Consider the following 25221-nt stretch of genomic DNA (forward strand, 5'->3'; position numbering starts at 1 on the left):
TATGCCAGTCGCTCTCTTGTTAAGAGATAGGCCGTTTGGGCGTTCAAAAACAGGGGGGGATTTAACGGAGATATAGAAGAAAGAATCTATTGAATTGATATTTTATCTAAAACCATGAACGGTAGAAAGTATTTTTTAAGTTTATTTTGGACTGTGTGTGTTATCGCAATGAAAGCACAGTCGCCAATTTCTTTTACGTCCGATCAAGGATTGTCGAATACACGTATCCGTTCCATAACGGAGGACAGTCGGAAAAACGTTTGGATTTGTACCCAAAGTGGCCTGAACCGTTACGATGGGGTGAAAATGAATGTTTACCGGCATCAGGACGGGATGTCGGGAACCTTGGGGCATGATATCGTCACTTGCGTCTTGGAAGTAGAACCCGGGTGTGTGTTGGTAGGCATGGAGTCCGGGGTGCAGGTTTATTCTTACGATACGGATAAGTTTACCGATGTACCTCTGTTGGCAGAAGGAGGCGATACGCTTTCTGCCCATATCGTTTCGATGGCCAAGCTTTCCGGGGGAGACGTATACGTCTGTACGGCAGGATATGGATTATACCTGTTGTGTAAAGGGGACAAGGGCAAAATGTATTTGAAGGAAACGAAAGAAATGCAAAGTGGCTCTCCTCTTTTGCAACTGTTTGAAGATAAAAAAAGGCGTTTGTGGATGTTGGGGGCGGATGGTTGCATATACTGTCGTGCGGAAGGGAAGGTGCATAGGTTGGCCCGGCGACCGGGTGCCGTGGATTTTTGCCAAAGTTCGTCCGGGCGTGTTTATTTGGCTATGCAGAATGACGGGCTTCTGTGTTATTCCGAAAAGGACCGTAGTTTCTACCGGGTTTCTTCCGGGCATGAAAGTGGAGTCATCGCTTCCATCAATCCCGGAACGGACGGGCAGGTCCTGATTGCCACCGATGGGGGAGGCTTACGGGTGTATGACGAGTCTACGGGACGAATCACCCAAAGTCCTATCCGTACGTATGAGTACAATCTGGCTACCTCCAATGTGAAAGAAGCCATTGTGGACAGTGACGGGAATACATGGGTAGGTGTGTATTGGAAAGGCGTATGGGTTATGCCGGACATGGCTACGGGCTTCGACTATGTAGGGCGGCGATCGGTACAGAAAAACACCATCGGCACGAACTGCGTGACCGCCATTGTCGGAGACGGCAGGGGCGACTTATGGTTGGCAGCCGACCATTGCGGGGTGTACCATCTGAAAGCGGACGGGAGCAGCAGCGTGCATTTCAAGCCCGGAGTGGTGAAGACCATGCCTTCTACGGTGGTGAGCATCCTGGTGGACTCGGAAGGAGGTGTATGGCTTGGTTCCACGTGGTCGGGTGTATCGAAAATGAATCCGGAAACGGGGGAATGTACCCGTATCGGGGCATGGGTAAAGGGTGGGGAGAAAATCCCCAATGCGTATGCCATGGTGGAGGACGGGGCCGGTAACATTTGGATAGGCACGAACGGTGACGGGTTGTACTGTTACCGGCCGAAGACGCATGGATTGGAACATTATCAAGTGAGGGAGGGCGACGAGGTTCGTTATCCTGACAGGATTTTGTATAACTCTTATATTACGGCGTTATTGGTATGGGGGGATTGCCTTTATGTGGGGATGGCGGACGGGATGGATGTGTTCCGGTTGACACCGGAAGGTCCTAAAAGGAAAGGGAGGTTTTTGCCAAAAGCCAATGTCCGGGATATGGAGATTGGTGAAGACGGGGTGCTTTGGGTGGCTACGTCTACCGGTCTGGTACGTTTCGATGTAAAGGACGGCAGTATGAAGTCTTATACGGCGGCAGACGGGCTTCCCACGAATTCTCTGTGCAGCATAGAGAGGGATGCCGGCGGAAAGGTGTGGGTGGGTACGGATGACGGGCTTGCTTGCTTCAATCCGGCCAAGGAGACTTTCGACAATTATCGTATCGAAGACGGGTTGCAAGGCAATGAGTTCGGTGCGAAGGCTTCGTATGCCCAAAACGGTCTGTTGTATTTCGGAGGAATCAACGGGCTGACTTGTTTCCGCCCTTCTGATGTGGGAAAGAGGGATGGCGTGAACCTGGAAAAAATGGATTTGCGCATCGTGGATTTTTACGTCAACGGTAAAGCGGTTCATGCGGGTGACCGTTCCGGGCATTATACGATTATCGACCGTTGGCTTCCGTTGACGGACGAAGTAAACCTTTCCCATCATGACAAATCTTTCAGTGTAGAGCTTTCCACGATGTCTTTCAGCAACTCTCGCGTGACCTATCGGTATTGTGTCAATGATGGTGAATGGATGGCCTTGGAACATGGGCAGAACCGCATATCTTTTGTGAACATGGAGGCGGGAACCTACCGCATAAGGATAAAGGCGGAGGCATACGGGGAGTCGTCGGATGTGAAGGAACTGACGGTGAAGGTGCATCCGGTATGGTACCTGTCTCCATTGGCAGTCATGGTCTATTGCGTGCTTTTCCTTTTCATTTGCTATATGGTATTTTTGCAAGTCAAAGAGCACTTCAAAACCAAACGGATTTTTGAAAAGCATCGCCAGGAAGAGGAATTGAATGAGGCCCGGATCCAGTTTTTCATGAATATCAGTCATGAAATACGTACGCCGATGACGCTTATCCTCAGTCCGCTTATGAAATTGATGAAGCAAGATCAGGATGAAGCGCATCAACGCAGTTATTCGCTCATGTATCAGAACTCTCAGCGTATCCTCCGGCTGATCAATCAGTTGATGGATGCGCGTAAGATAGAAAAAGGGCAGTTCCGTCTGAAATACCATAAGGTGGAAATGGTGGGGTTTGTCAATAATCTCTATGAGTTGTTTGAAACCACGGCTCGTAATCGGGGCATTACGTTCTGCTTTGTGCACGACATGGAACGGATGGATGTTTGTGTGGATCCGCAGAATTTCGACAAAGTAATCATGAATTTGCTGTCGAATGCGTTCAAGTTTACTCCCGACGGGGGTGACATTACCATCGAACTGAAGGAGGTGGACGGCAATGTCTCGGGCGAACGGGACTTCAGGCTTTCGGTGACGGACAGTGGGGTGGGAATCCCCGACCAGGAGAAGAAGCGGGTGTTCGAGCGTTTCTATTCAGGCAAGTGGGGAGGCGATTACGTCGGTACAGGCATAGGGCTGAACCTGACAAAGTTGCTGGTAGAGCTGCATGAGGGGCATATTTGGGCAGAGAATAATCCTAAGGGCAAGGGCACGCGTTTCATCGTGCAGATGCCTCAGGCGTTGGAATTGTTGGAAGACATTTCGGATGACAAGATGCCCCGGGCTGTTTATTCCGCACCGTTGGAGGCAGAGCATGTGGCAGAGACGGTAGCCGAATTGCCGGAAGAAAAGAAAGGCGGAAGCAAGCACGGACGTATATTGGTCGTGGAGGACGAGACGGCTATACGGCGTTATCTGCATGGTGAGTTTTCCGGGGAATATCATGTCTGTGAATGCAGCAACGGGCAAGAGGCATGGGACTACATTGTCCAGAACGTTGAAAAAGTGGATTTGGTCGTGAGCGATGTCATGATGCCGGTCATGGACGGTATTGCGCTTTGCCGCAACATCAAGGGAAGTTTCAACACGAACCATATACCGGTGATTCTTTTGACGGCAAAAAGCGATGATGCCGACCGGTTGGAAGGATTGTCCATAGGAGCTGATGCCTATATGTCCAAACCTTTTAATATGGATGTCTTGCGGCAGACTGCGGAAAACCTGTTGAAAAACAAGCGGAGGCTTCAGGGCAAATATAGCGTGGCTCAACAGGAAGGGAAAATAGACAAGATAGAATGGATGTCTCCGAACGACCAGATGATGGAACGGGTGATGAAGGTGATCAACGAGAATATTTCCAATCCGGATTTGGGTGTGGAATTCATTGCCGATAAAATAGGTATCAGCCGGGTACATTTCCATCGGAGATTGAAAAACGCGACGGGACTGACTCCGCGCGACTTTGTGCGGAATATCCGCCTTATGCAGGCTGCAAAGCTGCTTTCAAGGACGGATACCGATGTGACCGGCGTGTCGGTGGCCACCGGGTTCAGGTCGGCATCTACGTTTTCTACATGCTTTAAGGCTTATTATGGTATGTCGCCTACTGAATATGCCCACAAGAATTCCAAGTCGGAAGATGGACCGGAAAAGAATGGGGACGGGAATGTTACAGGAGACAGGCATGAACAGTAGCTTCTGATGTAACAGGATGCTATGTGAAATGTAATATCCGGGCATTTGTTACAAAATAGCAAAAATCCGTTACGCAGGAATAAACAGGAATGGTTTGTTTCTGCGTAATTTTGTATCCGTATTGAGAATCTTTATTATGTTAAACTAAAATTTTATGGAGAAATGTTACGAAAAAATTTGCTTTTGGCTTTCTTGGGCTTGACCGCCGGTACGGGGCTGTGTGCCCAAGGAGAGAAGAGTCCCGTGTCGTTGCAGTACGACGTGAACGGGGTTGCCAACGTGTCCCTTGAAGACTTGGTGTTTGACGGGGAAGGTACATGGAATCCCGAGACAGGTTTGCTTACGACCACCGCAGGCGGTTGGACACTTACGTTGTATTTGGATAATGAAGATTTTTCCAATGTCGGTTATATCAATGTGGCCACAGACGAGAGTACCGACAAGGGGTATGCTTGTCTTGTCAACGATGTGCAGGTAATCGCTCCCGACGGAAAAGGGGCTGGCGGTGGTTGGTATAGTTCGTGGAGGAGTGCCAATTATGCGGCACAATGGAGTGGGGATACGGAAAATCCGAAAAGGACGTACCAACAGCTTTGTCCCACGGCTGCCCGTTACGTGTTTAATGGAAAGGCAGACCAAGGTGGTGTGGGTGCCATGGTCATCCAGTCCATTACGGTGGTGAAGAATCTGTTGAAGGCTTATCCCGGAAATGAAACAAGCCTGAATGCCTTGCCGAGGCTCAAGAACGACGGAAACTTCAACTTTACGGAGGAGGAGGCGAACGGTACTTGGAACATGGGAGTGGTTACGGACATATTCTATGGCGCGTCTTCCAGTGTGCAAGGATGGCCCTCTTATTGTGACCTGACGGGTTACGACGAACTGCGGGTGTACTTGCCAAAGGATAACAATGTGGGGGTACGTTGCTGGTTTTGCACGGCAGAACATAATGGCGACAACTCGAGCAATGACAACCTGTATGTCCCTATTGTGAAGCAGAACGATGACGGTAGGGATTATGCATCCGTGGACTTGGCTGAGGTGAGAGCTGAATGTGGGGGAAAGGCACACCTCATCGGAATGAAGACGGAAGTCGGAGGTTCGACGGTAGTCAATGACATTATCGCTGTGGATTACAGCAAAACCGAGGTGGATTATGTGCTGAACGGCTCGGGCGAATATACGGAAGGCATGAAAGCTGCCATGGCAGACACGAAGGCCACGGTGATAGATGCCACCGGGTTGTCCAATGCCGTGCCGATGGCTTTAGTTTCCGTTAACCCGAACTGCCTCTTCCTCGTGTCTGACGCTACGAAACTCTCCAACGAGAAGAACGTGGTGGTGAAAGGTGAAGACGGCACGTACACTTGTGCCAACTTGGCATTGGAGGGCGGATACGCTTTCCGTACGCCCTATGCCTTCACTGCGACATCTGCCAGTGTGAAGAAGACGATGCCCGCTTCTGGTTTCGCAACCTTCGTGTCTCCTTTCGAGGTGTCCGTGGCTGACGGTTGCAAGGCATTCAATTTGACCGGTGTGGACAATAACGACATGGTGGTGGGCGAAGAAACAGCCACGTTGGCAGCCAATGCACCCGCATTGTTGTCCGGCAACGGTGAATATGGTTTCACGGCGACAGGCGTGGAGGTGACCGCTACGCCCCAGTCCCTTGTGAACGGCATCCTGACCGCTTCGTATGCAGACGGCGCGATGGCTCCCAAGGGCAGCTATGTGCTCCAAACCCAGGCAGAAGGCACTGCCTTTTATAAGGTGCAGGAGGACGGCAAGCAGCGCGTCACTCCTTTCACGGCATACCTTTCGTTGCCGGAGGCTGCGGGCGTGAACGTGCGTTCGATAGGCATAGGCTTCTCCGAGGACGGGACGACCGGAATCTCTGCCGTAGCGGACGGAATGGTTGGCACAGCAGCCGTTTACGACCTGCAAGGCCGCAAGATGGAAAGCCTGGCCAAAGGCATCAATGTCGTGAAATACTCGGACGGCAGCGTGAAAAAAGTAATCATAAAATAAGTATAACCTTATAAAACAGAAGAACGATGAAAAAAGAATATCAGTCTCCCGTGATGGAGGTGACGGAGTTGGAAACAAAAGAAATGGTGTTGCAAGCTTCTGATGGTTGTCCCGGAGTATCCGATTCTCCTTCCGACACGGGAATGGGCTCAGAGGCTAACAAGAACATTTGGGACAGCCTTTGGTGATGGATATCAGCACAAGTCTTTTCATATAATGTTAGTTAGATTTAGAATGCGGAGTGCGCTGGGAAGTGATTCCCGGCGCACTTTTTTCCCGTTTATGGGATAAAAAAGCGCTTTTGTTACTTTATCAAAAAATAATGTTACATAGGCGAAATTAAGCAATGCCTTTTTCGTGTAACTTTGCGAGAAACAATAAAAGGTGAACCATGAAAAGTAACTTCTTGAAAATATGGGTTTGTACTTTCTTGAAAATATGGGTTTGTACTTTCTTCTTTGTGGAAGGGATAGTGAGTGCATGGGGGGCAGGCCATGTGGCCTTCTCGCCATTGCGCGGTGCTTTTTGTCTTGCCGAGCACGGGCGTGCCGCTACCATCCATGTGGATACGGCAGATTATAAAGGTGTGTATCTTGCCGCCCTAAATTTGGGGACGGACATCGGAAAAGTGACCGGAACGAAAGCCGATGTCTCTACGGCTTTGCCCATGGGGCAGGGAACTGTGATAGCCGGGACGCTCGGCCGGAACCGACGGATAGACGAATGGGTGAAACAGGGGAAAATTGACGTGTCTGCCATCGAAGGGAAATGGGAGAGCTTCCTGGTTCAAACGGTGGAGGGGAACCTCGTGATTGCGGGGAGTGATAAGCGTGGTACAATCTTTGGCATATATGACCTTTCGGAAAAGATAGGTGTTTCGCCGTGGCACTATTTTGCCGACGTTCCAGTACAGCGGCACGAAGTATTGTTTGTGAATCCGGGGCGGTATGTACAGGGTTCACCGAAAGTGAAATACCGTGGTATTTTCCTGAACGACGAATGGCCGAGCCTTGGCGGTTGGGCATCCACGAAGTTCGGTGGGTTCAACAGCCGCTTTTATGCCCATGTGTTCGAACTGTTGCTCCGGTTGAAAGCCAACTACATGTGGCCGGCCATGTGGGCCAGTTCGTTTTATGAGGATGACCCGGCGAACGGACAGTTGGCAGACGATATGGGCATCGTGATGGGCACTTCCCATCATGAGCCGATGATGCGTCCGCATAAGGATTATACCAAGCGGCGGAAAGAAGTAGGGCCTTGGGATTACGCCACTAATAAAGAAGGCATTGATTCTTTCTTCGTCGAAGGGGCGGAACGGAGCCGTAAGTACGAAAGTATCGTGACCATCGGAATGCGCGGTGATGGGGATGTGGCCATGGGAGGCGGCACGGATGAGGAGAACATGGCTGTGTTGTCGGATGTGATTAAAGGACAACGTGAAATTCTCGGACGTGTACATGGGAAAGACCCTGCCGGAATACCGCAACTTTGGGCGGTGTTTACGGAGGTACAACGGTATTATGACAAAGGTTTCAAGGTGCCTGATGACGTGATGCTGCTTTTCTGTGATAACAACTGGGGATATATCCGCAGGGTAGGACCGTGGCGGGAACAGCGGCGTAAAGGAGGCATGGGGCTGTATTATCATATTGACATGAACGGCGGACCGTGGAATGACCGATGGATTAACACTACGACCATCCCTAAGTTGCGCGAACAGTTCAATTTGGCTTACCAATCGGGCATAGACGACTTATGGATTGTGAATGTGGGAGACCTGAAGCCAAAGGAATTGCCTATTGATTTTATTATGCGTTATGCTTGGAATCCAGATGCCATACAAGCGGATGAAACGGATGATTACCTGAGGGGGTGGGCACGGCAGAATTTCAGCGGGGCGCATGCGGATGCCATTGCCGGCATTGTGTCCCGTTATTCCCAATATAACCTGTGGCGGAAACCCGAAGTGCAGTCCACCGATATATTCAGCGTCGTAAATCACCGTGAAGCCGACCGTGTGACGGAGTTATGGCGTGCATTGGTACATGATGCGGATTCTGTAGGACAACTTATGCCTCAGGCATACAAAGACGCTTATTACCAGTTGGTGCTTTATCCGGCCAAAGCTTCGGCCGGAGTGGCAGAAATCTATTTAGCTGCGGCAAAGAACCAACTTTATGCGCGGCAAGGACGTGTGACGGCAAACGATTATGCGCGGCGGGTGGAGGATTTGTATATGGCGGATACGGCCATGACCGCCTATTATAATAAGGTGTTGGCCGGAGGAAAATGGGAGAAGATGATGAGCGATATTCATTTGGGATATACCCAATGGTCGATGCCTAAAAAAGATTCCGTTCCGCAGGTGGTACGTGTGGAGCCTTTGTCGAAGCCCGTGATGGGCGTGGCCGTGGAAGGAAGCGAGGCGGCATCGCCGGAAGGAGATTTGGAACTCCCGGTTTTTGATAATTTTGAGAACCGTAAGTATTACATCGACATCTTCAATCGGGGGACGAGGGCGTTCGATTTCAAGGTCAAGGCCGGCGAGCCATGGATGGACGTGAGCCTTAGGAAAGGGACAGTGGAAACAGAAACCCGTCTTTGGGTCGGTATAGATTGGACGAAAGTAAAGGTCGGAAAGACGGAAGGCATGCTTTATATTTGTCGGGGAAGGGAGCGTGTGCCGGTGAAACTCCGTGTGGTAAAAGCTGAGAGGCCCGTTCAGGTAGAGGGGCACTGGTTCGGAAATGCTTGCGGAAATGAGTTCTCCGTACCTGCATGGCAGTTCAACGCTTGTTGGCCCGGACGATATGCAAAGTGGACTTTCCTGCCCGGTTTGGGCCGGGGTAAGGGCTGCATGGGACTGACACCGGTCACGGCACCTTCGGTTGAGGCGTTCCAGGATGCTCCATCTCTGGAATATCAGGTTTATTTTCCGAATACGGGGATGCAGACAGTTTGTCTCGGTATCCTTCCCACGCAGGATGTGGCACCCGAACGGGGTTTGCGGTTGGCTTTTGGTTTAGACAATGGAGCCGTTCGCACGTTGGATGCCCGTCAGGGATTCAAGGATGAGTTCCGGGAATATACTCCGGAGAACTTGCGGAAGTCACCGAATCTCAAACCGCTTCCTCCTCGTAACCGGACGTTGAAGCTCATCAACGGGAATGGATTCTGCCGCAACGAAGTGTTCGACAACCTGCGTTGGCTGACGGCAGAATTCAAGGTGGACCAACCGGGATTGCATACGTTCAAGGTTTATATGGTAGATCCGGAAATTGTTTTGGAGCAGTTGGTGTTCAATCCCGACAATACGCATCCGAGCTATTTCGGTGCACCACCGGTCAGGCATCAGTGAGAGCGGAAGCGGTGGAACGTATGGTGTTTTGGAAATTTAATTGGTATTCATTAAAATAAGATTGGAATATGAAAACAGGAATGCGGAATTCGAGAATGATATGGGCTTTCGTATGGGGGACCCTTACGGTCGGTGGGGGCCAAGGCTTGTGGGCGCAAGGCGTGGAAAGTTCCATCTACAATGTGCCGATGGCAGAGTATCCGAAAGTGGACGGGCAGCGGCGGGCCATTTTCCGGTTGCGTGCCCCGGAAGCACTTTCTGTGCAAGCCGATATTTGTGGGAAGAAATATCCGATGAAAAAAGGCCGTGACGGGATGTGGACGGTAACGACCGACCCGTTGGTGGTAGGTTTCCACTATTATTTTTTCATTGTAGATGGCGTGCAGGTGACAGATCCGGCTTCGGATTGTTTTTACGGTTGCGGCCGTATGGCAAGCGGAATAGAGATACCGGAAACTCCGGAAGAGTCCGCATACTACACGTTTAATCGCAGCATTGCCCATGGGCAGGTGCGTGAATGCCAGTATTATTCTGAGGTAGAAGGACGTGCACGTCGCTGTTTTGTTTATACTCCTGCGGAATACGAGACTTCGCCTGAGAGGAAATATCCGGTGCTTTACTTGCAGCATGGCATGGGGGAAGATGAACGTGGTTGGCATGAACAGGGACACATGGCCAATATTCTGGACGGACAAATTGCGAGTGGGAAATGTAAACCCATGATTGTGGTGATGGATTACGGTAATTGCGGATATATCCATGGGGCAAAAAGAGGAGAGACGCGGGATGAATTCGGTGCATCGTTTGGTGACATCATGTTGAAAGACATTATTCCGTTTGTGGAGAAGACGTTCCGTGTGGAAACCGACCGTGACCATCGTGCAATGGCCGGACTTTCGTGGGGAGGACATCAGACTTTCCAAATCACGTTGACACATTTGGATCGCTTTGCGCATATCGGAGCTTTCAGTGGAGCCATATTGATGGCTCCGGGACAGGATATAAAAGGCGTGTACGGAGGTGTGTTTGCCGATGCGGAGAAGTTCAACAGCCAAGTACATACACTTTTTATAGGTCAAGGAACAGAAGAAGGCATGGGGAGTGACCGTATGAGCCAATCGCTTAAGGAAGCAGGTATAAACCACGTATATTATGCCTCGCCCGGCACACATCATGAATGGTTAACATGGCGGCGTTGCTTGAATGAGTTCCTGCCTTTGTTGTTCAAGGAGTGAGGGTTAGGACGGAACTGATAGGATGAGATTATAAAACGTAAGTAAGGACATGAGTTAAAGAAGTTATACACATGAGGAAGAACTTGATATTCGGGATGGTTATGATGTGTTCGTTATTGGGACATGGTCAAGTTCCGGCTGTGAAGACATTTGGGATGAAGGGCAATCCCATTGTGACGGATAAGTTTACGGCTGATCCGGCTCCCATGGTTCACGACGGGACATTGTATTTGTATGTAGGACACGATGAGGCACGTGACGGAGAGATGTTCAACATTACGGAATGGCTGTGCTATTCCACAAAGGACATGAAGACGTGGACAGACCATGGGGCTGTATTGAAACCTACTGATTTTTCTTGGGCCGTAGGCGAGGCTTGGGCCTCCCAAGTGGTGGAAAAAAACGGGAAGTTCTATTATTATACCACAGTGCAGGCTGGCGAACCTTATACGGGCAAGGCGGTAGGTGTGGCTGTGGGAGACAGTCCTACGGGCCCTTTTAAGGATGCCATCGGGAAACCGTTGGTTACGGATGCCATGACTCCGAACGGAAAAAGGGGATGGTGGAACGACATCGACCCTACGGTTTTCATAGACGATGAGGGGACTCCTTGGTTGAGTTGGGGGAACGGGACATGTTTCTTGGCCAAACTAAAATCGAATATGACGGAATTGGATGGAGAGATACAAATATTGGAATTGCCCCATTACGTGGAAGGACCCTGGTTGCATAAACGGGGAGATTTGTATTACTTGACCTATGCTTCGATGGGAAAGGGGCGTGAGATGATACACTATGCCACAGCGGAATCCATAGGCGGGACGTGGACTTACCGGGGGGCTTTGACCGGCATGGCGGAAAACAGTTTCACGATACATCCCGGAATCATAGAATTCAAAGGACAGTGGTATCTGTTCTATCACAATGCTTCGCTTGTCATCGGGAATCAGGCCGGTGCCACAGGGCGCAGAAGTGTTTGTGCGGACTATCTGTATTATTTGCCCGATGGTTCCATGGCATACGTGGAACAGACGAAAGCCGGACTGACGCAACCTCCCAAAACGGCTGAAGACGTATCGCGGATAGCTAATCCTTATCCGGAGGAACCGAAGGAAGTGAAGAAGCGTGCGGTAAACACCGATGGTGCGGTGAAGTAATCTTTATACGATGATATGATGAAGCAAGTGGAAGTTATGAAAGTCTTGTCGGCCTTGTCTTTAGGCTTGTTTTTCATGGACTTGTCTGCTCAAAATCCGATAGTGCAGACCCATTATACGGCCGATCCGGCACCGATGGTGTACCGGGACACCTTGTATTTATATGTAGGGTGTGACGAAAAGGACGCACCTCGGAATGCCTACCTGATGCGGGAGTATCGCTTGTATACGACTACGGATATGGTGAATTGGACCGACCACGGTGCGGTGCTCCGTACGAGCGCTTTCGGTTGGTCGGCGGGCGATGCCAGTGCGGCGCAGTGTATCGGGCGGAATGGCAAGTTCTATTGGTATATTTCTTCGCAGAACCGGTTTAAGCCCGGCTCGTCCATCGGTGTGGCCGTAGGTGATACCCCTTACGGTCCTTTCAAGGACGCTTTGGGACATGCGTTGGTGACGAATGACATGACCACATACGCCAAGCACAGTTGGGATGATCTCGACCCGTCCGTGTTTGTGGACGATGGCGGGCAAGCATGGTTGTATTGGGGAAATGGCGTGTGTTACCGTGCCAAGTTGAAGGAGGACATGGTGTCGTTGGACGGAGGTATCGAGGCCATCGACCGGAAGGATGCTTCGTCCTTTTCTGGAGGCTTCACGGAGGCACCGTGGATTTATGAAAGGCAAGGGCGTTATTATCTGGTTTATGCGTCCGGATTCCCCGAATCCATCCATTATTCCATGGCAAAGTCTGCCGGTGGAAAGTGGGAGGCACAAGGTGTGGTCATGCCGACGGAGAAAGGAAGCAACACCAACCATCCGGGTATCGTGGATTTTAAGGGACATTCCTACTTTTTCTATCATAACGATGCCTTGCCCGGCGGGCACAGCTATTGCCGTTCGGTGTGTGTGGAAGAGTTTGCTTACGGTGCCGACGGGACGATTCCGGAGTTGCACATGACATACGAGGGGGTGAAGCAAGGTGTCGGCACGTTAGACCCTTACCGTCGAACGGAAGCCGAGACTATCGCTTGGTCGGAAGGGGTGACTTCTGCCGTTTCGGCCGAGAAAGGGGTATATATCACCGGAATACACGACGGGGATTATATCAAGGTGCGCGATGTGGATTTCGGGGATTCCGGCTCGAAGAAGTTCGTGGCAGCTGCTTCCAGCCGTTACCATGGTGGGGAGATGGAGTTGCGCATAGATGGGCGTGACGGTGAAATCATAGGCAAGGTCCGCATTCCTTATACTGGCGAGTGGGATAAGTGGGGCGAGTTTGCTACGGATGTGAAAGCCGTTACGGGAATACATGATTTGTATTTCGTATGCCGGGGAAAGAAGCCTCATGAGTTGTTTAATTTTGATTATTGGTATTTTAAATGAAATAAAAGGTATGAAAATAAGTAGATTGAAACATTGTATCGGGGGATTGGCTTTATGGCCAATGGCGTTGGCGGCACAGAATCCCATCGTGCAGACCATGTACACGGCAGACCCGGCACCGATGGTGCACGACGGTAAGTTGTTTTTGTACACCAGTCACGACGAAGACGCTTCCACATGGTTCGTGATGAATGACTGGAAGCTTTATACGACGACCGACATGGTGAACTGGACCGACCACGGAGCGGTATTGTCTTACGAAACATTCTCGTGGGCGAAAGGTGATGCTTGGGCCATGCAATGCGTGGAGCGCGGAGGCAAGTTCTATGCTTACGTGCCCGTGACGATGAAATCGGGGGGAGGTGCTATCGGAGTAGCCGTGGCAGACAGTCCTTATGGCCCGTTCCACGACCCGTTGGGAAAGCCGTTGGCGCAAAGCAAACGGGGAGACATCGACCCCACGGTCCTTGTGGATGACGACGGGCAGGCTTATCTCTATTGGGGAAATCCTTTTTGTTATTATGTGAAACTGAACGAAGACATGATTTCCTACAGTGGTGACATCGTCCGTGTCCCGATGGTGGAGGAGGCGTTTGGCAAACGTGAGGGCAACGTGGCCGAGCGTCCGACGCTCTATGAAGAAGGGCCTTGGTTGTACAAGCGCAAGGATTTGTATTATTTGCTGTGGGCGGGAGGCCCCATATCGGAGCATCTCGGTTATTCCATGAGCAAAAGCCCGACAGGCCCGTGGAAGTACGGTGGTGTGTTGATGCCTGCCGAAGGACGGAGCTTTACCAACCATCCCGGTATGGTGGACTATAAGGGAAACACTTACCTGTTTTATCACAACGGGGCGTTGCCCGGTGGCGGAGGTTTTACCCGTTCGGTATGCGTGGAACAGGCGGAATTCAATAAAGACGGTTCGATTGTCCCGTTGAAAATGACCGCCGGGATAGAGAAAGGGTTGGAGACGCTGAATCCTTTCCGGAAGACGGAAGCGGAAACCATCGCTTTCTCCGAAGGGGTGAAAGCTTCCCAGAACGAGGAAGTGGGCGTGTTTGTCAATGCCATGAAGGACGGGGCTTACATCAAGGTGAGGGACGTGGATTTCCGTGAAGGAGGCGCGTCCCGTATCACAGCCCGTGTGGGCACGACGCACAACGGCGGCGTGACGATGGAAGTACGTGCCGACGGTCGTGAGGGACGGTTGTTGGCCACATTGGAGGTGCCTATGACCGGAGGAGACAACCGTTGGGCATTGGTTTCTTCCGAAATAGAACGGATAACCGGCGTGCATGACCTGTATTTTATTTGCAAGGGGAACAAACCCGGCAGGTTGATGTACTTCGATTATTGGATGTTTTCAAAATAATGGTTTAATGTCTTCATTATAATAGGAAAATGAGAAGGATAATGAAAAAAAACAGCTTTTGGGGATGGTCGTTTGCTTGTGCGGTTGCGCTTTCATGGCATGCTCCGGTGTTTGCCGCATCTCCTGAAATGCGACTTACGGAGGTACAGCCCGCCACATTTAAGAATCCGGTGGTCTGGGCCGATGTGCCCGACCCGGATGTGATTCGTGTGGGGGATTATTTCTATATGGTCAGCACGACCATGCACCTGATGCCCGGGGCACCGGTCATGCGTTCCAAAGATTTGGTGAACTGGGAGACGGTCAGTTATCTTTTCGACAAGTTGCATGAGACTCCGAAATACGACATGGAGGAAGGTACGGTATACGGACGGGGACAATGGGCTACATCCATCCGTTATCATGACGGTAAGTTTTATGCCTTGTTCTCTCCGAACGATGTGCCGTACCGTTCTTTTATTTATACTACGGACGACCCGGCTAAGGGTTGGACTTTGCACAGCCGCATGAAGCATTTCCACGACTGTTCTTTGTTCTTCGATGATGACGGACGTGCCTATGCCTTTTATGGTACGGGGCAGGTTACTGAATTGGAACCGGATTTGTCCGGTGTGAAAGAAGGTGGTTTGAACATCACCTTGCCGGTGAGGGATGAGGAGGAAAAGGGACTGCTTGAAGGTAGCCGTATGTTGAAACATGACGGGAAATATTATCTCCTGATGATTTCCTGGCCCAATGGGGGGAAACGCCGGCAGTTGTGCTACCGGGCCGACAAGATTGACGGTCCGTACGAAAAGAAAGTCATCTTGTGCGATAATTTTGCGGGCTTCCCTTACGTAGGACAAGGGACGATTGTGGACGATGCCGAAGGAAACTGGTATGGTGTGATATTCCAAGACCGTGGCGGCGTGGGGCGTGTGCTGACATTGTCCCCTTGCCGTTGGATAGACGGATGGCCTATGTTGGGCGATGAAAACGGCCGTGTGCCGGAAGTGATGGAAGTGCCGGTGAAAGGCGGGCCGGTCATCCCCTTGGTCGTAAGCGATGAGTTCGATGGGGACAAGCTGAAGATGGAGTGGCAGTGGAACCATAACCCTGTGGATGAGGCTTGGACACTGAAGGAACACAAAGGATTCCTACGTTTGAAAACCAATAAGATAGTACAGAATCTGTATGAAGCCCGTAACACGCTTACCCAACGGATGGAAGGGCCGGAATGCAGCGGACGCATAGGTCTGGATGTCAAGGGAATGAAGGATGGTGACCGTGCCGGATTCGCCGCCTTTAACGGCCATTCCGGTATCCTGACCGTGGAGAAAGACGGGAAGGACTTGTTCTTGGTGATGACTGAGGAGGTTGTGTCATTGACCGACAAGGAGAAGAAAGTCACAGGGGTGGAACGGAAAGAATGCGCCCGTGTCAAGCTTCCTCGTACCAAGAATGTTTACCTGCGTATAGATGCGGATTTCCGTTTGAAACGGGATATAGCCGTGTTCTATTACAGTCTGGACGGTGAGGAATGGACGAAAATAGGTTCTGATTTCAAGATGCGTTTTGACTTCCGTAAGCTCTTCATGGGCACGAAGTTCGGCATATTCAATTATGCCACGAAGACGGGTGGAGGTTACGTGGATGTAGACTATTTCCGGTATGAAAAGGTTGAAAAGTGAAAATCGCGATTAAGCTCGGCAGAGGAAAGCTTGCTTGCCTCTGCCGAGTGGGAGCGATTTATGCAAAAAGTACGTGGGATTGAAGAATAAAATGGCAGAAAGGGAAACTGAATGATGAAGAAGATTATATTAAGTGTATGTATGTTGTGCGCATCCGTGGGAGGATGGGCGCAAAAGGATGGGGGAAAACCCGATCCGGACTTTTACGTGTTCCTCTGTTTCGGACAGTCGAACATGGCGGGCAATGCCCGTGTCGAGAACCGGGATTTGCGAGACGTGGATGAGCGGTTCCGGATGATGGCGGCAGTGGATGATTCGGGGCGGAAACGTGAAAAAGGGAAATGGTACACGGCGGTGCCTCCGCTTTGCCGGCCGGGGGATGGACTTACTCCGGTGGATTACTTTGGTCGGACATTGGTGGCCACGCTTCCGGAGAATGTCAAGGTCGGTGTTATCAACGTGGCTATCGGAGGCTGTCATATCGAGACGTTCATGGAGGATAGTATTGCAACGTATGTGGCCCACCGTGCTCCGGGTTGGATGAAAGGCATGTTGAAGGATTACGGCAATGACCCTTATGCCCGTTTGGTGGAGATGGCCCGTTTGGCCCAGAAGGATGGCGTGATAAAAGGTATCCTGGTTCATCAGGGCGAATCCAACACGGGCGACAAGGCATGGCCGAAAAAGGTGAAAACAGTCTATGAAAGCCTGTTGAAAGACCTTGGGCTAAAAGCCAAGGACGTGCCCCTCTTGGCGGGGGAAGTGGTCAATGCCGACCAAGGTGGCGTATGCGCTTCGATGAATAATATCATCCGTACTCTTCCGCAAGTCGTTCCGACAGCTGCTGTGGTATCTTCCGCCGGATGCACGTGCGCTACGGACTCGTTACATTTCGATGCGGCCGGTTACCGTGAGTTGGGACGGCGTTATGCTGAAAAAATGTTATACCTTTTAGGAAAGAACAGTCGTTGAAAACCTGAATCTATATGCAAATGAATAAACTTATAGGAACTTGTCTGCTCTGCGCTTGGGTATGGGGAACGCAGGCAAACGCGCAAGAGAGCATCAAAGTGGGTAATACAACCCGTAACATGATTACATACGCCCCCGAGGGATTGCCTTATAATCCGCCTTTGGTCATTTCGTTACATGGAATGAATCAGGATGCCAATTACCAAAAAGGACAGGCGAATTGGGAAGCCGTGGCCGATACGGCCAAGTTTGTGGTGGTTTACCCCAATGGCATCAATAAGGCTTGGGATATATCCGGTGATACGGATATAAAGTTTCTGGAGACGGTTATCGACACGATGTACAACCGTTACCACATCAACCGTAACCGGGTATATCTCTCCGGTTTTTCCATGGGCGGTATGATGACGTACCATGCCATGGCGCGGATGAGTGATAAAATTGCGGCCTTCGGCCCGGTGAGCGGTATTTCGGTGGACTACCGTAATCCTTCAGGCAGACGTGCAGTGCCCATCATCCATACGCACGGCACAGCTGACAACGTCGTATACTACAACGGGGATGCCAACCATCCGGCCGGAGGGTATGGAAGTATACCGGAATATGTGAAGAAGTGGGCTGCGTTCGACGGTTGCGACATGAATCCCGAAGTCATCAAACCCTATCCTGCCGGTAAACCGGGGTCATCGGCTACATATACCCGGTATTCCGGAGGAAAGGACGGAGTGGAAGTCGTGCTCATTTCAATAGAGGGCAAAGGACATTGGCACTCCAATGATCCGGCCAGTGTCATGACGACGGAAGAAATCTGGAATTTTTGCAAGCGATATTCGTTGGGACCAGAGGAACCGGAACCTCCTGCTTTGGTGTCGGCTGAGCCGGAAAACCATTCTTTTGACTTGCCTTCGCAGGATTTGGCTTTTGTTTACACCTTCGATGAAGCGGTAGATGGTGGAGAAGCCAAGGCTATTCTTTCCGGCGAAGGCATGGAATATCCGCTTGTGTTGTCTGAGAGTGGTTTTAGCAAACGCTTGACATTCCGTTTGCCGGACGGGGTACAGTTGCCTGATGGGGATTATACGCTGAGAGTGGAACATTTGGAGAACGAAGCGGGAGGTGTTTTGCAGTCGTGCGTGTTCACTTATACGATAGGAGTGGTTGAGGTCGGCGATGAACTTGCCATAGAGACGTTGCTTTCACCTGTTTGGAGAGAAGAGCAAGCGGTGGTGGGCGAAGGCATACCTACCGGTTGGAAGCGTGTGAACAGCCGTAAGGACGGCACGAAGGATGAGAAAGGATCGGGGGCCGCCAATACAGGCGGTGCCCGGCTGAAATACTTCCCTGAAGGAGGTGATTTCGATGCGGGGTTCTATTTGAGTGCCCGTGATTACGATGTATGTGACTTTTATTTTGGGAGTTACGATGGGTATCGTCTGCACTTGTTGCCCGGACAATACGTATTGTCATTCAATTCCGTATATTGGAGTGCGGGGTCGGAAGAAGGAAAGGCCACCTTTGATGTGCAAGTGACCGATGGGACAGGCAAGGGCGTGTGGTCGCAGGTCGGGCTGCTTTCTTCTGGATGTATGGACGAGGTCTCCACGGAAAAAGTAAAAGGTTCCAAAGCGCATGAATATGTGTTTTCCATAACATCCGAAGGTAATTATGAATTGCATTTTACGATGTCGCAGGGGTGGAATTCCATCATTCTCGGTGGGATAAGGATGACGACTCAGCCTTCTGTGGCCGACGTGTACAAAGGTGGCTTCCTGAGATTGATGAAGGAAGCGGCGCGGGGATACGAGGCAACGGCATCGGATTGTTATGCCGCTTCGGAAGATTTACGCACAGCTTTGAAAATCGTGTTGGATCAATATGAAGGTTTCGTTTCCACAGCTCCTTCGGAGTATGAAGAAGCGATGGAAGCGGTAGAGGCTGTATGGCTACCTTTGGCTGACCGGAAAGAAAGCGTAGACGTGTATGTGAATGCTTTGGAAACGGCACAGGAAGCTTTATCCGGATGGGAGAAGGACGGGTTTGACTTGACAGCACAGGCTTATTTGGATTTGAAGGAGGCCGTGCGGGACTGCGCATTCGGGCAGGTGGACATGACAGACAACTTGCGGATGCGGGATGCGGCGGAAAGTTTGTCCGGCTATGTGCAGAAGTTGCGGGAGGAAGCCTTGACGGTGGACGGCGTGACGGTGTCGGGGCGTCCTGTAAGTGTGGAGCATTATGATTTGAGTGGCCGTAGGATAAAGCCCGGTTGCCGGGGCGTGACGGTGGTGCGTGAACTTTACCGTGACGGCAGTGTCCGTGTGCAAAAAAGGTTGAATGTTTTTTCTTCTTTGTAAAGGCGAAGACTTTTTATTTGTATATCTTTGTAAGAGGTTAGGAAATATTGAAAAAATCGAGTACGATGAAAAAGAAGTTATTAGGAGCCTTGCTTCTGCTTTGTAGCAGCATGGCATGGGCGGGGGATTTGAAACTTTGGTATGGCAAGCCGGCCAAGGATTGGACGGAAGCTTTGCCTGTGGGCAATTCCAAGTTGGGTGCCATGGTTTATGGCGGCACCGGGCGTGAGGAACTACAGTTGAATGAAGAGACATTCTGGGCCGGCGGTCCTTACGACAATAACAATCCGAATGCGTTGTACGTCCTGCCGGTAGTCCGGAATCTGATATTTCAGGGTAAGACACGTGAAGCCCAACGGTTGGTCGATGCCAATTTTTTTACGCGCAAGGATGGCATGAGCTATTTGACGATGGGAAGCCTTTTTCTGGATTTCCCAGGGCATGACAAGGCAACGGATTTTTATCGTGACTTGGATATCGGGAATGCTACGGCCACTACCCGCTATAAGGTGGACGGCGTGGCTTATGCCCGCACTGTGTTTGCCTCTTTCACGGATAGCGTGATTGTAGTGCGCCTGCAGGCCGACAAGGCCGGGGCTTTGGCTTTCACGGTGGGCTACGACGCTCCTTTAAAGCACGAAGTCAGTGCCGATGGAGACATGCTTTCCATCGCTTGTGAGGGCAAAGACCAGGAAGGTGTAAAAGCAGCCTTGTGTGCCGAGTGTCGCGTGAAAGTGGTGAGCGACGGCAAGACAACCGCCGATGGAAAAAAACTGGAGGTGGTCGGTGCAACGAAAGCTACGCTTTACCTGTCGGCGGCTACGAATTACGTGGACTACCACGATGTGAGCGGTGATGCGGCTGCCCGTGCCGACCGTTGCCTGCAACGTGCTGTCCAGATTCCTTATAAGAAAGCTTTGGAAAAACATGTGGCTTATTATCGGAATTTGTTCGGACGGGTGGAGTTGGATTTGGGTGAGACAGAGGCTGCGGCGCGTGAGACCCCTTTACGTATCCGCGATTTCAGTCAAGGTGGAGATCCGTCGTTGGCTGCGCTTTTGTTCCAGTATGGCCGTTATTTGTTGATTTCCTCTTCCCAACCCGGCGGGCAACCGGCTAATTTGCAAGGCATTTGGAACCGCAGTACGAATGCTCCTTGGGACAGCAAATACACCATCAATATCAACACTGAGATGAATTATTGGTTGGCCGAGGTGGCCAACTTGAGTGAGATGCACCAACCCTTGTTCTCCATGTTGGAAGACTTGTCCGTGACGGGGGCGAAGACAGCTCGTGACATGTACAATTGCGGAGGATGGGTGGCCCATCACAATACCGACTTGTGGCGCATCAGCGGCGTGGTGGATTTTGCAGCGGCCGGCATGTGGCCGAGTGGAGGGGCATGGTTGGCCCAGCATCTGTGGCAGCACTACCTGTTCACTGCCGACAAAAAGTTCCTGAAAGCTTATTATCCGGTATTGAAAGGCACGGCCCGTTTCTTTTTGGATTTCCTGACCGAGCATCCTTCTTACAAATGGTGGGTGGTGGCTCCGTCGGTGTCGCCCGAGCACGGTCCGGTAACGGCAGGTTGTACGATGGACAACCAAATAGTGTTTGATGCCTTGTACAATACTTTGCAGGCTTCTGAGATTGTGGGCGATGATGCCGCTTTCCGCGATTCTTTGGCGCAGATGCTCGACCGGTTGCCGCCCATGCAAGTCGGACGGCACGGCCAGTTGCAGGAGTGGTTGCAAGACGTGGACGATCCTAAGGACGAGCACCGCCATATTTCCCACCTTTATGGCCTTTATCCGAGTAACCAGGTTTCCCCGTTTTCGCACCCCGGACTTTTCCGGGCTGCCCGTACTACGTTGGAGCAGCGTGGCGACAAGGCTACGGGGTGGAGCATCGGGTGGAAGATAAACTTCTGGGCGCGCATGTTGGATGGCAACCATGCTTATCGTTTGATCAGCAACATGCTTCAGTTACTGCCCAGTGATGCCGTGGCGGGGGAATACCCAGAAGGCCGTACATATCCTAATATGTTCGATGCCCATCCGCCTTTCCAGATTGACGGCAACTTCGGGGCAGCGGCCGGTATTGCAGAGATGCTGTTGCAAAGCCACGACGGGGCGGTGCATCTGTTGCCTGCCTTGCCCGATGTGTGGAGAGAAGGCCGTGTGAAAGGTTTGCGGGCACGCGGGGGGTACGAAGTGGACATGGAGTGGGCCGATGGCCGTCTGTCGTCTGCCACCGTGCGTTCCACCGTAGGGGGTACGTTGCGTTTGCGTTCTTACGTACCGTTGAAAGGCAAGGGCTTGAAGAAAGCTTCGGGCGTGTGTCCCAATAGCTTGTTGGCTCCAGCCACAATCAAGGAACCTTTGTACTCGTCCGAACTGAAGGCACGTCCGTCGGTTTCCGTTCCCGAAGTGTATGAATATGATGTGCAAACCCAACCCGGGAAGACTTATAAATTCCGCATAGGGAATTTGTAGGTTTCCCCTAAAAAAATAATCACATAAGGATGAAACAGGTTGTATGGATATGTTGGTGTTGGCTTAGCTGTATCACGTTGGGGGTACAGGCCAAGAAGACGGATAACCGCGAGGTGGTGAATTTGAACCGTGAGTGGACTTATCAGCGTGGCGATTATCCGGGAGCCGAACAGGCAGATTATGACGATTCAGGATGGGAGCACGTCGGCTTGCCCCATTCGTTCAGCATTCCCTATTTCATGTGGAAGGACTTTTATACCGGTTACGGTTGGTATCGCAAGACAATAGTGTTGGACAAGGCTGACCTGAAGCGGGAAATCTTTTTGGAGTTCGACGGAGTGTTCCAAGTGGCAGAAGTATATATGAATGGCCGTTTGGCCGCGACGCATAAAGGGGGCTACACCGGTTTCAACGTCCGTCTCACGCCATACATGAGAAAGGGAGAGAACCAAATCGCCGTACGGGTGGACAACTCGTGGCGGGGCGACGTGGCTCCGCGTGGAGGTGAACATGTGTTTAGTGGAGGTATCTACCGTAATGTGCGTCTGGTGAAGAAGAACCCCGTGCACATCGATTGGTATGGCACGTTTGTGACCACGCCGACCTTGGCTGCGCATAAGGGACGTTCGTCCTCCGTCCGTGTACAAACCGACGTGCGCAACCTGACGGACCAAGTGGGAACGTATGAATTGCAGATACAGGTATTGGATGAAAACCGGCGTGTCGTGTCCGGACAAAGGGCTGTCCGGCGCGTGGAAGCGCAAAGTATGGCTCGGTTCGATTTGTCTACTGATGAAATAGAGGGCGTGGCCTTGTGGCATCCGTCGCATCCTCATTTGTATTCGGTGGTGTGCAGCCTGTACAAAGGGCGCAAGTTATTGGACAGCGAAGAAGTGGCGTTCGGCTTCCGGTGGTTCGAGTGGACAGCCGACAAAGGTTTTTTCCTTAACGGGGAACATTTCTTCTTCCGGGGGGCGAATGTCCACCAGGACCAGGCTGGTTGGGGCGATGCCGTGACCGAAGAGGCCATGCGGCGAGACGTGCGGATGATGAAGGAAGCCGGCTTCGACATGATTCGTGGCAGCCACTATCCCCATGCTCCGGCTTTTGCAGAGGCATGTGACCGGGAGGGGATGCTCTTCTGGTCCGAAACCCCGTTTTGGGGTACGGCGGGGCCGAAAAAGGACGGAAGTTGGACCGCCAGTGCCTATCCCGTGAAGGAGAGTGACGTTGCGGGATTCGAGAGCAACGTGCTTGCGCAATTGGAAGAAATGATACGTATCCACCGTAACCATCCTTCCGTATTTGTGTGGAGCGTGAGCAACGAACCGTTCTTTACCGACGGGAAGACGATTCCGGCTGTGAAGGCTCTGTTGAAAAAGATGGTGGACACGGCGCACCGCCTCGACCCTACGCGCATGGCGGCCGTCGGAGGAGCACAACGCCCGTTAGGAGACGACCGTATAGACAAGATAGGCGATGTGGCCGGGTATAATGGCGACGGGGCCAACATTGCCGACTTCCAGCAGCCCGGCATTCCCAGTGTCGTGACGGAATATGGCAGCACGTTGGCCGAGCGTCCCGGAAAATACATGGCCGGATGGGGCGATTTGGGCCGCGACGAAGGTTGGAAAGGACGCGAATGGCGGAGCGGACAGGCTATTTGGTGCGGATTCGACCATGGCAGCATTTTCGGAGAGAGCATGGCGCGGTTGGGCATTGTGGACTATTTCCGCCTGCCCAAGCGTTCGTGGTATTGGTATCGTAACGAATACGGGCACCGGTTGCCTCCGTCGTGGCCGCAAGAAGGCGTGTCTGCGCGTCTACGTCTGGAAGCTTCGAAGACAGGAGGCATCTTGGCCGACGGTACGGACGATGTACAGTTGGTGCTTACGGTATTGGATAAGGAAGGCCGCGAGTTAAGCAATAGTCCGGATGTGACGCTTTCCGTCATTTCCGGTCCGGGAGAGTTCCCGACCGGGCGTTCCATCACGTTCTCGGCCGACAGCGACATACGGATTGCGGACGGCAAGGCTGCCATGGCACTGAGGTCTTATTATGCAGGCCGTACGGTGGTGGAGGCCTCTTCGTCCGGATTGGAATCCGCCCGGGTGCAGCTTGAATTTACGGGTGCGCCGGAATATGAGGAAGGCAAGTCGGTCCAAGTGCTTTCGCGCCCTTACGTGCGTTTCACTCCCGGCCATGTGGAGTCCGTGCTTCAGGTTTACGGTCCGGACAGTCCCACCTTTGCCAGTAGCTCGTCTGAGGGCCATTCTCCCGGTTTTGCGGCAGATGGCGACCGGAAGACTTATTGGAAGCCTGCTGAAAGCGACGCGTCTTCTTATCTGACGCTCGATGTGGAGCGGACATTGGAGGTGCATGCCGTGAAAGCCCAGTTTCCTCTGGAAACCTGTCAGAGTTTCAAAGTAGAGTTTTCTGTGGACAATGTGGAATGGGTCCTGGTTTCGGATGGAGTTGTGACAGAAGGAACATCATGGGAGAAGACGTTGGCGCATCCGCAAAAAGCCCGTTTTGTACGTTTCTCTTTCCCGTCAGAAGGGAACGGACAGCGGTCGGCCGTGGCCGAGATAGAAGTACATGGCAAAGTGGGTGCCCGTTGAATGGGCGGGATATGCAGGGGTGTGCCGTAAGTGGAAATCTTTGGAAAGTAAATATTTATTCATTCCGAATTGATTCGGCTGAGATTACGGATTTGTTTGGCACAGATTGGAAAATCATTCTCCTGAGAATGATTTTCCAATCTGCGGAACAATGTAAGTTGTTGAAATAGAATGTGTAATACTTGTGGTAATCAAGGCGTTACGAAAGGGTACATGTCATGGATATTTATCCCGGTGCGAATCGGTGTCTGGGAGTCGCATGGACAAAAGGGATGGCATTCCGGGAAAATAAGTAAGATGTGGACGGTTATGGTTGCGCCGGTTGGAGTAAATTCGTATATTTGTGCGTGTAAGAAAGACACCC

General features: G+C 51.5%; 12 protein-coding genes and 1 pseudogene. All 13 read left to right on the forward strand.

Translation table 11 applies throughout. The annotated features are described in order from the left end of the window. Window positions 1–168 precede the first annotated feature (168 nt). The 13 genes and pseudogenes from HMPREF9442_RS05580 to HMPREF9442_RS05635 all read left to right on the forward strand — a co-directional run bounded on the left by HMPREF9442_RS05580 (window position 169) and on the right by HMPREF9442_RS05635 (window position 24857). Window positions 169–4209, forward strand: coding sequence for an ATP-binding protein (locus HMPREF9442_RS05580; RefSeq protein ID WP_253271035.1), 4041 nt, complete (start codon window positions 169–171; stop codon window positions 4207–4209). Window positions 4210–4371: 162 nt separating this feature from the next. Next, window positions 4372–6237 (forward strand): hypothetical protein, encoded by a 1866-nt coding sequence (locus tag HMPREF9442_RS16685; protein WP_008626292.1) that lies wholly within the window; start codon window positions 4372–4374, stop codon window positions 6235–6237. A gap of 26 nt (window positions 6238–6263) precedes the next feature. Beyond that, window positions 6264–6425 carry a hypothetical protein gene (locus HMPREF9442_RS16425; protein ID WP_008626294.1) on the forward strand — a complete coding sequence of 54 codons (162 nt, stop codon included), beginning with the start codon at window positions 6264–6266 and terminating at the stop codon, window positions 6423–6425. Window positions 6426–6628: 203 nt separating this feature from the next. Then, window positions 6629–9595: a glycosyl hydrolase 115 family protein gene (locus tag HMPREF9442_RS05590; protein ID WP_008626296.1), complete on the forward strand. Its 2967-nt coding sequence runs from the start codon at window positions 6629–6631 to the stop codon at window positions 9593–9595. Window positions 9596–9663: 68 nt separating this feature from the next. Beyond that, a complete protein-coding gene (locus HMPREF9442_RS05595) occupies window positions 9664–10830 on the forward strand; it encodes an alpha/beta hydrolase-fold protein (protein WP_008626297.1) in 1167 nt (388 codons plus the stop codon). Window positions 10831–10934: 104 nt separating this feature from the next. Then, window positions 10935–11987: a glycoside hydrolase family 43 protein gene (locus HMPREF9442_RS05600; RefSeq protein ID WP_040602694.1), complete on the forward strand. Its 1053-nt coding sequence runs from the start codon at window positions 10935–10937 to the stop codon at window positions 11985–11987. A 15-nt stretch (window positions 11988–12002) separates the two neighbouring features. Beyond that, window positions 12003–13373, forward strand: coding sequence for a glycoside hydrolase family 43 protein (locus tag HMPREF9442_RS05605; RefSeq protein WP_008626301.1), 1371 nt, complete (start codon window positions 12003–12005; stop codon window positions 13371–13373). A gap of 61 nt (window positions 13374–13434) precedes the next feature. Continuing rightward, window positions 13435–14745, forward strand: coding sequence for a glycoside hydrolase family 43 protein (locus HMPREF9442_RS05610; protein ID WP_172634390.1), 1311 nt, complete (start codon window positions 13435–13437; stop codon window positions 14743–14745). A gap of 41 nt (window positions 14746–14786) precedes the next feature. Then, window positions 14787–16415 carry a glycoside hydrolase family 43 protein gene (locus tag HMPREF9442_RS05615; RefSeq protein WP_040602678.1) on the forward strand — a complete coding sequence of 543 codons (1629 nt, stop codon included), beginning with the start codon at window positions 14787–14789 and terminating at the stop codon, window positions 16413–16415. 114 nt (window positions 16416–16529) lie between these two features. After that, window positions 16530–17375: pseudogene (locus HMPREF9442_RS05620) on the forward strand (sialate O-acetylesterase); the annotation flags it as partial. 32 nt (window positions 17376–17407) lie between these two features. Then, on the forward strand, window positions 17408–19741 hold the full coding sequence (locus tag HMPREF9442_RS16690) for a CE1 family esterase (protein ID WP_253271036.1): 2334 nt from the start codon (window positions 17408–17410) through the stop codon (window positions 19739–19741). A gap of 65 nt (window positions 19742–19806) precedes the next feature. Next, entirely contained in the window at window positions 19807–22236 is a 2430-nt protein-coding gene (locus HMPREF9442_RS05630; protein WP_008626311.1) for a glycoside hydrolase family 95 protein, read from the forward strand. A 29-nt stretch (window positions 22237–22265) separates the two neighbouring features. Continuing rightward, on the forward strand, window positions 22266–24857 hold the full coding sequence (locus HMPREF9442_RS05635) for a glycoside hydrolase family 2 protein (protein ID WP_008626313.1): 2592 nt from the start codon (window positions 22266–22268) through the stop codon (window positions 24855–24857). The last annotated feature ends 364 nt before the right edge of the window (window positions 24858–25221 follow it).

Origin of the sequence: Paraprevotella xylaniphila YIT 11841 (assembly GCF_000205165.1) — a bacterium.
In the GTDB taxonomy this organism is placed as follows: Bacteria; Bacteroidota; Bacteroidia; order Bacteroidales; family Bacteroidaceae; genus Paraprevotella; species Paraprevotella xylaniphila.